At 38.7% G+C, this 16,278-nt stretch carries 8 protein-coding genes; 7 read left to right on the plus strand and 1 reads right to left on the minus strand.

Translation table 11 applies throughout. The annotated features are described in order from the left end of the window. From AC1DPQ_RS02840 to AC1DPQ_RS02870, 7 genes are all read left to right on the plus strand, one after another. Positions 1 to 351 (plus strand): hypothetical protein (locus AC1DPQ_RS02840; RefSeq protein ID WP_477607845.1); only part of this gene is annotated, 351 nt, incomplete at its 5' end. After that, entirely contained in the window at positions 352 to 4,302 is a 3,951-nt protein-coding gene (locus AC1DPQ_RS02845) for a hypothetical protein (protein WP_477607847.1), read from the plus strand. Between the two features lie 11 nt (positions 4,303 to 4,313). Then, complete coding sequence (locus AC1DPQ_RS02850; protein ID WP_477607849.1) at positions 4,314 to 7,982, plus strand: hypothetical protein; 3,669 nt, start codon at positions 4,314 to 4,316, stop codon at positions 7,980 to 7,982. 12 nt (positions 7,983 to 7,994) lie between these two features. Continuing rightward, the gene (locus AC1DPQ_RS02855) at positions 7,995 to 9,482 is read left to right on the plus strand and encodes a contractile injection system tape measure protein (RefSeq protein ID WP_477581082.1); all 1,488 of its coding nucleotides are present in this window, start codon (positions 7,995 to 7,997) and stop codon (positions 9,480 to 9,482) included. Then, entirely contained in the window at positions 9,449 to 10,831 is a 1,383-nt protein-coding gene (locus AC1DPQ_RS02860; RefSeq protein WP_477607851.1) for an ATP-binding protein, read from the plus strand. Before AC1DPQ_RS02855 ends, AC1DPQ_RS02860 begins: the two co-directional genes overlap by 34 nt. Before the next feature lie 2 nt (positions 10,832 to 10,833). Beyond that, on the plus strand, positions 10,834 to 14,541 hold the full coding sequence (locus AC1DPQ_RS02865; protein WP_477607853.1) for an eCIS core domain-containing protein: 3,708 nt from the start codon (positions 10,834 to 10,836) through the stop codon (positions 14,539 to 14,541). Between the two features lie 2 nt (positions 14,542 to 14,543). Beyond that, on the plus strand, positions 14,544 to 15,083 hold the full coding sequence (locus AC1DPQ_RS02870) for a hypothetical protein (protein ID WP_477581076.1): 540 nt from the start codon (positions 14,544 to 14,546) through the stop codon (positions 15,081 to 15,083). Between the two features lie 8 nt (positions 15,084 to 15,091). Here AC1DPQ_RS02870 and AC1DPQ_RS02875 read toward each other — a convergent pair whose 3' ends face one another. Next, positions 15,092 to 16,072: an SH3 domain-containing protein gene (locus tag AC1DPQ_RS02875; protein WP_477581074.1), complete on the minus strand. Its 981-nt coding sequence runs from the start codon at positions 16,070 to 16,072 to the stop codon at positions 15,092 to 15,094. Positions 16,073 to 16,278 lie beyond the last annotated feature (206 nt).

Here is a 16,278-nt window from a genome sequence, read left to right on the forward strand (position 1 = left end):
CTGTTGGCCCCTTGGACAAGCAACGCTGCTACGCAGATGGAATTTGGGGGTAAAATAGAAAAATCGACCATTATCTATCAGCTCGAAAAGTTAGACTATGTAGATTATATCACCTGCGTTAAAATGTATCTGTTTAGGCCAGTGGGTTTAGAAGACATATCAACAAAAGATTTAGAAACAGCAGAAACCGCTACAGCGGCAAGTATTTTAACGGCCTACCCCGAGCATAGCATCATCAATATTAATGATATCCCGGGAATCAATAATCCGGATTGTGAATGTGCCGATTGCAATGACAACGCAATAACAGACAGTAAATTTATTCCAATTAACGAATGCGGTTGTAATTAAATGAGCGATTTAAAAACCATATCGAAAAATAATCCGCAACAGGATAGCATGCAGTTTGATAAACTACGTGAAATTGGTATAAACCGTATTCAGGCTTTAAGTAAAAGCAATTGGAGCGATTATAATCTTCACGATCCGGGAGTAACAACGCTCGAAACACTTTGTTATGCCATAACAGATTTAGGTTACCGCTTGACCTTCGATATGCAGGATTTACTGGCCAGTGATCCTAATTCTGCCGATGCTGATATCGATTTCCGTAATTTTTTTACCGCAAGGCAAATATTGCACAACGCTCCCGTTACCATTAAAGATTTTCGAAAACTCTTAATGGACGTAGCGGTACAGGCAGGGACAGAAACTTTGGGGATAAAAAATGCCTGGGTAATTCCTGCTGATGATGCTGAAATGAAACTTTATGTAAATCAGTTACAGCAGAAATTAGACTATTTCCCGACCGCTACTGATGGAACCGGATTTTTTGTTAAAGGACTTTATAATTTTCTGATCGAATTTGATCAGTCGGTAAACTATGGCGATTTAAATTCCAATTCCATTTCTGCCATATACGTCATCAATAATTTTGCCCCCGATCCATTATTAGAGGGGGTAGAAATAAAGGTAGAAATTCATTTTCCACGCTGGGACGATTTAAGTATCGATTTTAACGACGATGCTGCAATAATTGCGAAAATTAAAAGCCTGAAAATAGAGGTCGATGAATTGCCTGACGATTATAAATTAATTGATAGCAACGATGCAGATCACACAGTTACCCTTGCAGGTACTAAGACAGTTGCCGAAGTTCCTATTGCTCTTGTAGGCCTTGATGCAATTGATGCCGATTTAAACTACTTCATTTTTAATGCGCCCAATGGATTATTACAAACCTACAAACGCAAAATAGGTGTAATAAAAAACATTATAAAAAAGGCTGAAGATAGGTTGAATGATAACCGGCCACTTTGCGAAGATTATTTAAATACCAGAGCACTCAAAGTAGAAGAAATTGCCATTTGTGGCGATATAGAAATAGATCCTTTTGCTGATGCCGCAAGCGTTGCCGCCGAAATTTATTTTCAAATTGCACAGTTTCTATCACCTGATGTATATTTCTACAGCTTGCCCGATATGAAAAACAAAGGAAAAGCTACCGAAGATATTTTTGATGGCCCGGCTTTAGAACATGGTTTTATCGATGACGATGAACTTAACGCTTCCGAACAAAAATGTACCATCCATGTAAGCGATCTGATCAGGATTATCATGGATGTTAAAATTGATGGCAAACAGGTTGTTCAATCGGTTAGCGGCTTGCAATTGGCCAACTTTCCAGAGGATAATGTACTTAATATATCAAAGAAAAGTGTTAAATGGTGTCTTTCTTTAGCGATTGATCAATTTTATGTACCCCGCTTATCCACTAATCTTTCTAATTTATCGTTCTACAAACACAACCTTCCATTTTCGTTTGATAAAGATGAAATGGAAGCAAAATATAAAGCGCTTTTTGCTCAGTCGAGGAAACGTTATCCAGAAAATCCAATTTTAGATAATGCATTTCCAGTGGGCGACTGGAGAGAAATTACTGATTATACCTCGATACAACAAGATTTTCCACTGGTTTATGGTGTAGGTTCTGAAGGGATCCCTAATTTGCCAACTACTGATGATGAAAGAAATCTTCGGATAACCCAGGCCAAACAGTTTAAAGGTTTCTTGTCGTTTTTTGATCAGTTGTTATATGGTTATCTTCAACAGGTTAATGGTTTAAAAGCACTGTTTAGCTTAAACCAGGAACTGGATGAATTTGGTCAGCCTTTGTTGAATAAAACGTACTTCAGCGAACCCTTAAAAGCAACTGGGGGTAATGTAGATATTGTGCCCAATGCAACTGAACAAAGAATATTTATTGATGGTTATGCGGAACATTTGCAGGGAATTACTGAAAGTAAAACCGATTTTGAAAAACGTAAAAACCGCTTTCTAGATCACCTTTTGGCCCGCTTTTGCGAGCAGTTTAGCGATTATGCTTTAATTGCCTACACCATTGACGGTCAAAGGGCTGGAGCAGAACTGATAAAAGATAAATTGTCGTTTTTAAATGCCTATCCGGAAATTAGTAGCAATAGAGGTAAGGCATTTAATTACCACAATGAATTTACCTGGTTTTATAAAAATGTTTCAGGCTACGAAAAAAGGGTAAGCCTACTGTTGGGGATAGATGCTAAAAGAGTAGAAGATTTACATTTTTCGAAAGCGTTTAGAATCTTACCAGTGACTACAACCTGGAATATCGAAACCAAGGTATTAACCAAAGTTCTTTTTGAGCGGGTTGGTAATTTTACAGATGTACTGGCTGCTAAATCTGCTATGGAAGAATTGATTAGCGCTGCAGTACATATCAATAACTATAAAATTGTGGCAGGTAGTGTTGCCGGTAAATACCAGGTTTTGCTTTTGGCCGATTTAATTCAGGAAAAGGTTATTGCAAAAAGTAAAAACACTACATTAACCTTATCTACTGCCAATTCATTAATTAATAGTCACATCGATTTATGTACCAAAGAGTTATGTGATCAGGTTTTGTCGAGCCGTAAGAACTTAACACCCCCGATTTTAAATTACTTCGAAGTGCTTTCGCATACAGTTAACAATACCACAACACCATTTCTTCATAAAATTGAGTATCAATTATTTGATAAACCTGTTGAAGATGCTGGTAGAAAAGTAATACTAACCGGCGAAATTGAAGGGGCAGAAGTTAAAGGAATTGACGCCGCCGAAACAATGACGGATACCGAAATGAGTTTGATCTGGAAATTAATCAGATTTGCTGCCGACGAAGATTATTACCGCTGCGAACCGCAAAATGTAACCGTTTACACTCCCAATTACCATTTCGAAGTATTCGATATTTATGATAACATAATTGGTATAGATAAAGGGAAAAATTACAATTATCCATTGGCCGAAATCATTGAAGACAGCACCGCTTCACCGATAGTTAAGATTGTTGATTCGCTGTCCAATAATGGTACCTATTCCGTAAACAATACCGTGGCATTGGGGCCAAACATCAAGGTAGAAATTAATGAAACACTCCCTAATAATTATCCTGATGGAAAATTAAGTTTTACCGAAACATTTAACGCTTACCTATACGAAAATGGCCGTAAGCTAACCATAACCGGAACCGATTTGACTGATAGATTGCGAATCGGCGATACTATGAGCTTAATCAAGCCTTCGGCAGCTTTAATCGATTTTCGGATACTAACCATCAGCTTTGCTGATAATAAAACAACCATTATTTCGGATATAGAACTAGATTTTTTAGTAGCACCCAAAGTTACCTATACCAAGTTATTTGCAATTAAAAACGTTACGCCAAAAACAATCGTAATCAGGGCTGGGATGGAAAAACTGGCCATTTCGGATATGGTTGCTTTTTTTAATAAGACATTCATTGATAGAGAAGGTATCCACTTGATTGAACATATCCTGTTAAGGCCAAAAAAACGCGATTTTGATAAACTATTAAACATTCATACCGATGTAGATTGTGTACAGTGCAAAATTGCCGATACCTATAGTTTTGTAATGACAGCCGTGTTGCCCTATTGGCCCGACCGTTTCCGCGATCGAAACTTTAGAACTTTTATTGAGAAAACATTGAGGGAAGAATGCCCCGCGCATGTTGTACTCAATGTGTGTTGGATAAATCCTTTGCAAATGGGGCAATTCGAAAAAGCGTATAAAAATTGGCTCATTCAAATCAATACCACAAGTACTGGCGATGCCGAAAGAGTTAAGGCACTTAAAAATTTTATAGAAATAATACAAGGTTTAAGGAGTGTTTATCCATCCGGAAAGTTGCACAGCTGCAACGAAAACGAAGTGCAGAAAAACCCACTCATTCTAAATCAAACTAACATTGGCATTTTTTAATTAATCTAGCTATGGAACTCATTAATAAAACAACGGTTTTTGAAGAAAACCAGGTACTTACGGCAGGTCAGCTTAATACCATGCAACAGTTCTTGTTTCAGGAAAGCAGATTAACCAGGATTAGATTGATTGGAAGAGGGATCGTTTGTGGCTTACATGCAACTTTTGGCGTAAATACCGTTCATATCTCAAAAGGGGTAGGCGTTACCTCCTGGGGCTTTCTGATTTCACTGGGCGAATGCGATTTAACACATTTTAAACCATATACTCCGCCAGATGGATTAGATTATAAATATTTTAATAAAGCTCCGCTTTTAGAATTGGTTACTGCAGAAAATGCAGCTGCGGTGGCGGCCACACCAATTAATGCGTCATTAATTTTAAGCGATTATGTGGTTGTGCTGTTTTTAGAATCAGCAGCAAGGGATCTTAAAAGCTGCTTGGGTAAAAGCTGCGATGATTTAGGTAAAGAAAATACCTTCACCGTGCGTAAGTTATTGATCAAAATAACCGATCTCATCGATATTAATAGTTTTAATAAAAATAAAGGCGGAGCGATGTATCCCGCGCTCTATAATTTAGAAACAATCGAATATCCACGGGCATTAATTACATCAATTGCAGCAGCTAATTACGCTGCTTTAATTAATACCTATTTGAGTCCGGTTGCAGCCATATTAGAAAAACTCACCAAACAATTAGGCATTATCTATAAAGAATTGCCTGCATTGGTGCGTCATTTTCCGGGAGTCGATTTTGATAACATCCGATCGATGTGGGAGGCGAAATTGATAGAACTCTCCGCTCAATACCTAAGCGGAAAGGCTTACGGATTTCAATATGTGTACGATGCTTTTGAGGATATCATAAAATCGTACGAAGAATTACGCTGCATAGCCATGCATCTACATAGCGTTTGTTTACCCAATGAAGATGCCTTTCCAATGCATTTGATGTTGGGGACTAAGGCTTGTCCTCCCTCCATTTACCGTCAGGAATTTGAATATTCACCTTTATTTAATGAGTATAAAGACTGGAGCAAAAAACTGGTTTCGGTTTTTGGAAGAACCTTGACCATGTTAAACGGTTATTATGATTCCTTAACCGAAAAAGGCGAAAGGGGCATTTTAGCCACACCAAGCAAAGAAAAGTGGCAAAACATTGGCAAGCGGGCTTTCCCAATTTATTTCGATCCCAATATCGATGAATTTGAAAAGTACTGGAACGAATCTTTATGTCTTGGCTGCGATAATGGTAAACCGCTCAGTTATCACTATCAAATGCCTGCAAACCTGCAGCAGTATGGTATGAGCAAGTTAGAAGCACCACTACTGTATAATTTAACCGATACCAGCTTTTTTAGAATGGAAGGCCATTTAGCTATGCCAGAAGATACAGCCGTTTTGCAGTACAAAAAACTACAACGCCGGTTTAACCTGCCCTTTAAGGTCCGTTCTATTTTTATGGGCGAAGGAGGAACCGTGAAAACGATATGCCGCTATCCTGATCTCGATTCGCAATATTTGGTATGGCGCAATGTAATGTTATATTATCTCAATAACCTGATCAAATACAGTACCCTGGCTGAAAAAATGATAGCCCGGTTTGATGATGTAAAAGATGCAGCTAAAGATGCCGTGAGCGGTGTAAATGTTAAAAAAGAAGCTACAGCGCATACAAATGCAGCTGGAAAGGAAACTTTCAGTGATTCAGGCGTTAATACTGAGAAAAAATCTATATTCAGCAATATAAACACCGCTTTTATTAAAGCTGGTATGGTTAACGAACGCATCAACCAGGCCAATTATAGCAAAATAAATAATAGTAAAGGCAGACTGGAACAAACACCCGACGATCTGCAGCGTGAAGTATTGCACCTGGTTGCCCGTTTCAACGATAACATCGAGGAGTTAATTGCTACGCTTACTTTAGAATTTTCTGATTTTGATGAAAACCGTTTTAAAACAGTGTATACAGATTTAATTGTAACCTACGTAAGTGGGATGAAGCTCATGGTCAAAATCATTAATAACGATGGCAATGTAGAGCTAATGGCTTACCTCATGGCCGCCACCTTGTTACATAGAGGCTTAAATGTGTTGATGATCAGGCCTTATATCAATATAGGTACTTTAACTGATATTCGGTCGCAAAGGAATAAAAGCCTGTCTACCAATATCTCATTTTATGATTATATCCGCAAAGCAGGAGCTGTAGAACATTTGGCAGGCGTAAATAAAGGCAATACCCTGTTATTATTGTACCATACAGGCAAAGAAATCGAATACCAAACCATTGGAAAAGCGCCTGAGGCTTTGCCGGTAACGCATAAAGAAGCAGAGGTGGCGGAGCTTGTAACAGCCGAAAAGGCAATTAAAGCCAATTACGAATTAAAGTCTTCAGAAATAAGAGCTCGTATAAAAGAACGTGAAAATGAACTGACCCAAACTGAACTTCAGTTAAAAAAGACTTTAGAAAGTAGGAAGGCCGAAATAAATAAGCGTAAGGTCTTAACAGACGATGAAATCAAGAAAGAAGAATCTCTCTTAAAAACTGAGCTGGAAACAAAAACAAGAGAACTCAAGTCAACAGAAGGTGATGCCGTTAAAAGCGAAGCGATTGAAAAGGAATACAAAGAAAGAATAGTTTTACTACGGAAAAATACAGAATCGGATAAAACAAAAGAGATCAACGAACTAACGAAAAAAATAAAATCTGAATTGGCAGAAAAGCAGAAAAGTGGTGCTGAAGAAATAGAAAAAGCCAGGAAAGAAGAAACTGATGCACAGAAAGAGTACGAAACCCATTTAGCGGCGCTTCATGAAAAGCGTAAGGCGGTAGAAAAAGGAACAAAAGAGAAAGAGTTAGAAGAGATCGTAGTAATAGGTACAAAGAAAAACAAAGGTAAATACTTAAGTGGATTCGAAGCAAAGTTTAATGAACATTATGATAAACTGGTTGAAGAAATAGGCAAACAGGGTTTAGAGAATATCGCATCAAATGTAATTGCCGATTTTACCCTTTACGAAGACGACAGTTGCTGCGAGTGCGATGTGAAAGATTACCGCAATAAAGAACTTACACCGTTGGTGGTGCCAATTTCGCGTTTTGTAGTATATAATCAAAGTAGAATAAACACAGCCAAAATACAGGTGCTCAATAATTTATATCACCCTAGTGATTACAAGGTTATTGTTAAAAGTGATCCTGGTTTAGGTTCAGTAACCTTTGAAGAAGAAATTTACGAGCCTAAACCAAATCTGAAAAAACAGATTTTGGTTTACAGCCTTGATCCGAAAAAGGTGGCAGAAAATAGCCGGGCAATGAAATCTATTATTGCTGTTGATGAACTTGAATATGCCGTAATTGAAAGAGAAACTGGCGAAGAGGTAGGAGCAGCTAAAATTACGTTCTTTATTGGTATGGGCAGAATTCAGGAAGAAACCCATTTAATAAAGGGTAGAGTTGCTTTCGCGCAATCTTACAAGATAGAGGTTTTTGACGAAAAGGGTAGTCAAATTATGTATTCACAAACACCAAATGGTGAAAATTACAGTATAACCGTAGCACCAGGTAATTATTTAATGAGGGTTACCTCAGTAGTATATGGCCTTCAAGAAAGACAAACGAGTGTAAAAGACGCCGATGTAACCGAAAACTTTGAGTTTGGAAAAAACTAATGGTTTAAGAACATGAACAAACACCTCATCCAATCGCAAAAAATGTTGCTCACTGTTGATAATCAACAGGATTGGGAAAAGGTGCAGGCAGAAATCGGCCATTTCTGTAAAACCAGATTGCCGGAAATCTTCAATACCATTTTCGATGAATTTGCCATAAATAATACCATTCGCATCGATAAATTAGAGATCGATTTGGGTAATTTATCTTTAGATAAGTTGATTCAAAATGTTGAAGAACAAATCATTACTCAAGTCTATGGCTATTTTAAAAATCACAATTTTAATAAAGTAAATACTGGTGTTGTTCTAGATGAGAAACTCGGTTTGTTTCTTGAAAATCTGAAGTTTCATCCTGAAACACTTTTAAAACACAACCCAGGTTTATCCGCTAATAGTGGAACTGTTGCTAATGAGTATGAATCGTTGACTTTATATTGTCAAACAGGCTTAAAGCCCTGGTGGTTACCTTCTGAAATTGTTTTTAACCCTTCTGAAATTTTATTGAGGCTTTTCAATATTGATCGAAATCTTTTCTGTCAATTTATTGTAGCGTTAAAGCACAATTCTAGTAGTTATAGCAGATTAATCCAGCTCATTAGCAGGCAGTCATTTTTTTATCATTACCTTCAGTTTAAAACAGATATTATCCTCTTAAAGTATTTTGAACCAAATATTAAGCATGATTTATTTAATGTTATACTTAAGTATTGGCTTGATGGTTTAAAGCAGGATGAACACTTACTGGATACTGAAGATTTCGGGCTTTGGCTTTTCTCGCTGGTGCAGCATATGCCATCATTGAAACCGGCTTTAATAGATAGTATTAAGTTAAGTATCGCTGCCGTTCAGCTCAAAAAAGAAAAGTTGGTACTTCAACGTTTTAATAAATTACTAGCAGCCATTACAAGCAGTAAAGGATTGCCCAAACCTGAATTAATCAGAGAAGAGGAAGTAAGTAAAACGGTGAAAGTAAAGCAAACTAAAGTACTGGATAATGCATCTATCCTAATCGAAAATGCAGGTCTGATTATTTTGTATCCATATTTTAAAAATTTGTTTAATGTTTTGCAATTGCTTAATGCCAATCAGTTTATTGATGAAACGTGTAGACACAAGGCAATAGTGTATTTGCATTATTTGGTTTATAACGAAATGCCTGAAGATGAAAGCAGGTTAATTTTTAATAAAATATTGTGTGGGGCAGATCCGGAAGTGGTAATCAAGCTCAACGAGATCGCATTCACTGAAGAAGAATTAAAGCAGAGTACCGAATTAAAAGCAACGGTGATCAAACATTGGACAAAATTAGGTTCCACTTCGATAGAAGGATTAACCCAAACATTTTTAATGCGGAATGGAAGTTTAATTTTTCGGGAGGGCAATTATAATTTACATGTAGAAAGAAAAGGATTGGATGTTTTGTTAGACACTTTACCCTGGTCATTATCCATAATACGCTTACCATGGAACAATTATTTGATAAATCTGAACTGGTAAACACCACGCTTTTGCGGGGAAACGCAGATGCACTTTTGGCCGAGTTAAACTGGTTTGAAAAAGTGCTGCAGTTACGTAGTGCAATAAATGCAGGTAGTGTTGCTACAGGTACAAGCATTTTTACTGTACAACCGCCAGATTTAAGCGGTTTTGATTCTACTTACACCAGGTTTTTAACTCAGCACCAACTTAAGTTTGCTGATCGGTTTTTGCTTTTTTTGGCAATGGTGAGTCAGATAAAACCCCAATGTTTAGATATATTTTTGGTTACTAATCCACAAACCGGACAGATATTTACCGAATTTGGAGGTAAAAAGGGAAATGTATTCAGTGGCTTTTTACCTACGGCAGAAACATTTTTGTTTTTATTGGCATCTGATAACTTAATGTTGCGCTTTGATTTATTAAAACTATTTGATGCCAGAAACCCACTTTTTGCTTTAAATGTTTTGGAATACGAGCCACTTCCGCCAGGCGAGCCCATTTCGAGCATTCCCTTACACATTAATAAAAACTGGTTCGAAGAGTTTACTACTGGTGAAAGGAGTAAACCCCGTTTCTCGGTCGATTTTCCAGCTCATTTAATCGAAACCAATATGGAATATAGTGATTTGGTTTTACCTGAGCACACTATAGAACATTTAGAATTGTTAAATTCCTGGTTAACACACAACGTTACCATGATGAATGATTTGGGTTTGAAACATAAATTAAAGCCAGGTTTTAGAACGCTTTTTTACGGACAGGCCGGAACAGGAAAATCATTAGCTGCAGCCGTTTTGGGTAAAAAACACAATTTACCCGTTTACCGCATCGATTTAAGTAGAGTGGTTAGTAAATACATTGGCGAAACAGGTAAAAACTTGGCAAAGGTTTTTGATGCAGCTGAAAATCAGGGATGGATACTATTTTTTGATGAAGCAGATGCCCTTTTTGGAAAACGTACAAATGTAAGTGATGCCAGAGATAAGTATGCCAACCAAGAAACAAGCTATTTGTTGCAAAGGATCGAGGATCATAATGGTTTGGTAATACTGGCCAGTAATTTTAAACAGAATATCGATCAGGCATTTTTACGCCGATTTCAATCTGTTATAGAATTCCCTATGCCTCAGGTAAATCAGCGGGCTATCCTTTGGGAGCAAGGGTTTTCTCCGTTTACCAAGCTGGAAGAAAAAGTAAATTTAAATGAAATTGCCCAAAAATTCGAACTTACAGGAGGCGTAATCATTAATGTGGTGCAGTATGCAACCATGCAGATGCTTAAAGATGGAGGCAAAGAAATAAGGCAAAAAGATATTATAGAAGGCATTAAACGTGAATTAAAGAAATCAGGACGAACATTGTAACAATGAGTACTGCATTGGCATATGGAAATTCTCAAGCTAAGTCTGTTACACATAGCAGGCCTGGGACTGGTTGTGTTCAGGCTAAACTAAAAGTGGGTGCCGTAAACGATCCACAAGAGAAAGAGGCTGATCAAGTGGCCGAAAGGGTGATGCGAATGCCGTCTAATACAGGTTTTGCAATGTCGGGTTTTGGTACGGCTACTTCAGGGATGAGTGTGCAACGTAAATGTTCTAGCTGTGAACAGGAGAAAAAAGTATCGCGTAAAGAAACGGCAGTGATGAGAACCCTTGCCAGACCTTCAATACAACGCAAGTGTGCCAGTTGTGAAAACGAAAAGAAAGTATCGAGAAAGGAAAAGCCTAAAGCAATAGCGCCACCTAAGTTGCAACGTAAATGTGCCAGTTGCGAACATGAGGAGCAAGCATCGCGTAAAGAACAAGAGATTGATGAACCTAAATTACAGCGTAAATGCGCCAGCTGCGAAAATGAAGAAAAATTATCCCGTAAAGCCGAAGTACTTAAAGAAATAGATCAACCAGAAGTATTGCAAGCCAAATCGGAATCGGCTTCTGCTGCTGGAGGCAGTGCACCATCAAGTGTGCAATCTGGTATTGCCGCTACAAGGGGTGGTGGAACTACTTTGCCTGGGCATGTTAGTCGCGATTTGGGCAGTAAAATGGGAGGCGATTTTTCGGGAGTAAGGATTCATGATACTTCCCACGCTGCTAAAATGAACGATAGCATTAATGCCAGGGCATTCACAGTTGGCAATAATATTTATTTTAATAAAGGCGAGTATAACCCAAATTCGCAGAGCGGAAAATTTTTGTTGGCACATGAGTTAACGCATACCATGCAGCAAGGGGCATCCCCAGAAATACAAAGATATAGCTGGGATGAGTTTGCCAATGATGTAGCTGGAGGAGTTGATACTGTAGGTGAAGGATTGAGTGATGCGGCTGGTGCTGTTGGAGATGYCGCAAGTGCTGTAGGTGGAGCTGTATCTGATGCGGCAGGTGCCGTTTACGATGCAGGTGTAGATGCAGTAGATTGGCTTGCAACCCAAGCGGGACAGGCGGCACAGGCATTGGCCGATGCTTTAGGTGTGGATGTAAGGATAACCACCAGTGGTTTAGAAATCGATATTCCTGGAGGTTGTCCGTTGGATGGCCATAGTCAGCAGTTTACGTTAGATGCTATGGACCAGGATTTTATGATCCCAATTTTTGCCATGCCAATCGCTCCAGATGTTTTCATTTCGGGCGAAGTAGGGCTTACGGGTAGTATTACACCAGAAGTTCAGGTACAGATAGGGCCAATTTGTTTTGACCCGACACATATTTTAATCAATCCTTTAACCAGCAACTACAGTATTAGCGGTGGTATTAGCATTACAAGCGCTTTATCATTAGGTGCAGAATTACGGGGTGGAATAAAAGGCGAGCTTAGCTTAAGCGGCATTATACCAGTTGGTCCTGTGCCCGTACCAGTAAGTATTCCGCTCTTAAGTGCCGAAGGTGGCCCAGCTGTATTTGTTAGGGCTATTGGCATGCAAACCACACACATTGGTGGCTCATTATCATATGGTGGAGGTACCATTACGGCCAGTCCTGATATAGATCTGGATTTTGGAATTGCTGCCGATCTATTTGCTGGAGCTTATGCTCAACTGAGCGTGCTTGGTTTTAATCTTTGCCGGATTTACTGGCAACCATACGAATGGCATGGTGATGCAGCAGCCTCACTTGGTTTATCGGGTAGCATTAGCGGTGTGCCTGGTCATGGCATTACGGGGGTAAGTGTGGCTACGCCAACAATTACGGGAATTCCTTTTGACAATGCCGCATTGGCTATTGATCGTAGCCAGGGCTTTACAGATGATTGCCCACTTATAAGTGGCTTATGTGCCATTTTAAGCACTTTAGGTTACCTGCCATCTCAAAATGGTGGTAGCTGGGATTGGAATGCAACCGGTGCTCCTGGAAGTGGCTCTTTTGGTCCTGGGCCGAGATTGGCAGGACCGATAGAAGCTTATCAAAAAGTGCCAGGAACTGCCAGCAAGGCTGAATGCAGAGGTGCTTGTGGGGTAAATTGTGATACCTGCGAACATTTGGGTACCATAACAATTTTTGATCCCGCTACCGGAACTTTCTGGCAATATGATGATTTTCAGGATTGCAATACACATGATGGCTGCAGAGAACACGATGCCGGTTTTGATTGGGCTGCTGATGTTAAAGGGGAAACCGGTAACTGGGCCATGATTTTACCTTGGCACATGGCCGCAAATATTGAATGTGCTTGTAATAACCTGGCCGGAAATTGCCCGGCGTGGGCATTTGGCTTGCCACCTTACGATGGGAAAATGTACTTTGCCACATTTGCAAAACCATTGCCTTCGGCAGGACCTGGAGTAGGCCCAAATAATGAGGTAGGTCTAGATTTTTACCACTATAGCGTTAGCCCACCATCAGGCGATTTTGCTGCAGGAGGTGAGCGCTGGACAGATTATAAAACAGATTGCCAGGCTGAGGCACAGGCCGCAACGGGTGTGCCTGATGATTTAAAATATATCTCAACTTTGCCTGATTCGGTAGCAGATACTTACATTGACCGTGGCAATTTTACTGTCAGACCAAGAATGTCGGTGGTGCATGGTGTAATGTACCCATATTACCATTACAGAAACCATACCGTAATTCCGGTTGGAACCTACACCACCGCTGCGTTATCCGTGTTTTCGCCAACTTGCGATTCCCCATTCGGCTATAACGATGATACCTGGTATGATAGAACCGAACCTTTTGATGATGTAAATAATGAGCATCATTTAGTCTTTATAAGGGGTGCCGAAGGGAATCGGATAGAAATGATGGCCAGTGAGCCAATTACTATAGAGAAATTTTTACAGGATATTATTGATACAACTTCTGATACAGATCCAAAACATATTCAGGCCGTTACCGCACAAAATTTATACCGTACGGGCGTAGCACCAAATCTGCAAAAATTAAATACCATTAAAGTTGATGACAATACGGGTAGAGCAATAGATCCAAGTAAACAAGCAGATTTGGAAAAATACGCTAATGATTTTTGGACAAACTCTATCGCTTTAACTACTATTTTAAGGTCGTTAATAGGAAGAGAAAATTTATCAGATGCTCGAGATCGTTATGCCTTAGAAGGTTTGGCTGGCACCTATGGAAGTGTACCAATACCAAAAGGAGATCAAATGACAGGCGATCACCAACCTCAGGCGGCGGCACTCATTTATTCGGCGGCGCAACCTTATTTCCCGCCAAGTAATCCGATAAAAGATGTTTTAGACGGCAGCCATGCACCTTCAGCCTATGTAATCAATTTACACAAATATAGGCATGAAGCTGGTAGAACTTTTGGACATAAAAGTAATCCGATTTTGAAAGCCTTTACGGCTGCTGTTGATACCATAAGGCACGATAAAACTAAAACTCCTAAACAAAAACGGTCGGATAATGTAGATCTATTGAAAAAAGAATTGGGTGCAGATGTTCAGGCAATGAGGGGAGTGGTTAATCAGGCAGAAAGCCACGATAACTGGAAAGATTTGGGTGAGGTAGGTTTTACAGGTACCGATAAAACCGATTTATATAACGAATTAAAAACGCGTATTTTACAAGGTGAACAAGCTATGTTAGCTCAAAATTTAGATCGATATAAAACATAAGTATGGAAAATCTTGTAAGTAAATTTCAAGCTTTTTTGGACAATCAACAGGGCTTTTTAGTTGATTTGGAGCGTGCAGACAATAGCATATTAACTAAATTAATAGCCAATTATGATAAGAACGATTTGGAGGTTTTCACAGAATCAAATAATGGCTCTGCCTGGGCGATCTGGAAGCATGAAAATGCCTTGCCCGTTGTTTTAATAAGTTCTGAAGGTGTTCCTTTTGATATTGCAGCCAAGGATTTTGAAACTTTTTTGGCACTGTTGTATTATGGTACAGGTTTAATATATCAGTGCTTAACTTTCTTGGATTTTGCAAAACGGATGGGGCAAACAGAAAAGCAGGCATTAAAACGTTTTGATAAAAATTACCTCGAAAAGGAATTGCAAAGATTTCATACAGACTATCCGGATTATAATGCGCTGTATAATTTTATTGATGAACAAGGTGTTGGTAAAATAGAAGATCCAATACAAAGTTTTTTGGCTACTACTAAATTAAGAAAAGCTTTTGGCGAGTGGAAAGAAAGTTTTCAATAGCTAAATAATTAATTTAAAAATTCCTTCTTCACCCATTTATTATCGTTACTTATTTTACACCAGCCATTACTTTCTTCAACGATAAAAACCTCCTGATTTTTTGTAAGTGCAGAAACTTTCGGAAAATTGGTGCCTGGCCCGCTTCTTACATTTAGGGTAGTGGCATTTACTGTTGCCCTGGTTACGTTTTTGGTGAAACTTCCATTTACCCAATGTTGTTGCGATGCTGATATTTTATACCAGCCATTTTTCTCTCCGTATACGCGGAGAATAGCCCCTAAGGTTGCTGGCTCAACTCCGGTAACTTTTTTACTTTGGGCATTCGCGTCTTCCCTAATGTTTAAGCTATCGGCGGTAACTGCAACATATTTTATAATATTCTGCGCAGGTTGTGGAACGACACCATTTAAAGCTGCACTTACCAGTGGTAGGAAATCTTGATTGCAATTTTCAACCTTGTTACCGCCAAAAAAATTAGTGCCCGGGCAGGTTTTATTGTTGCCCGTTCCATTATTTCTTACTCCGGTCGTTAAATTAAACCAATGGTGATAAACTACGTTATCGCTGTTAACTGTGATACCGAATTTTTTACACAGTGCTGCCGTTATCCTTACAATAGTATTTTTGTGTTCAGCGGTCATTAAATCCTTTCCTGTATCGAAGTCCCCAAGATTTTCAATACAAATGGCGTGGCTGTTAAAACCTAAAATGCAAGCAGGTGTATTTTCAAGGTTTCTACCGGTTAAAATTGTACCATCGGGAAAAGTAGTAAAATGTTGCCCGATATCCATCCAACCATTATGACTAACGTGGTAATTTTTCATTCCTTGCTGCAAATCAAAGTGATTATTACCCTTAAAATTGATGTAGCTCGGACTCCAGGTATGATGCTCCTGAATGTGTATGATGGTTCGGGCAACTCTTAAATTTGAAATCCACGTTTCAAATTCATTAATATCCATTTTGGTAAAACCGAATTTACTAGTCATAACAAGATTGGTTTAAGGTAAAACTTAACTGTTACAAGGATGAAAATTTTTGAAATTCTAAATGTTCTACTAAATATACTTAAAGTAGTTTAAATCAATGTAAGTTTTTTAATATCAGTTTGTTGTGTTTTTTTATTTTCTCTTTTAAATTGCCTTTTATCTGTTGTTTTTTTCTTTATCTAAAACTGTAAAAACCTGTACCAGCC

The organism is Pedobacter sp. 01T416_2 (assembly GCF_056398925.1).

Coding starts and splice junctions, on each gene's coding strand:
- AC1DPQ_RS02860 (WP_477607851.1), top strand. CDS start 9,449: ATGGAACAATTATTTGATAAATCTGAACTGGTAAACACCACGCTTTTG.
- AC1DPQ_RS02850 (WP_477607849.1), top strand. CDS start 4,314: ATGGAACTCATTAATAAAACAACGGTTTTTGAAGAAAACCAGGTACTT.
- AC1DPQ_RS02855 (WP_477581082.1), top strand. CDS start 7,995: ATGAACAAACACCTCATCCAATCGCAAAAAATGTTGCTCACTGTTGAT.
- AC1DPQ_RS02870 (WP_477581076.1), top strand. CDS start 14,544: ATGGAAAATCTTGTAAGTAAATTTCAAGCTTTTTTGGACAATCAACAG.
- AC1DPQ_RS02875 (WP_477581074.1), bottom strand. CDS start 16,072: ATGACTAGTAAATTCGGTTTTACCAAAATGGATATTAATGAATTTGAA.
- AC1DPQ_RS02845 (WP_477607847.1), top strand. CDS start 352: ATGAGCGATTTAAAAACCATATCGAAAAATAATCCGCAACAGGATAGC.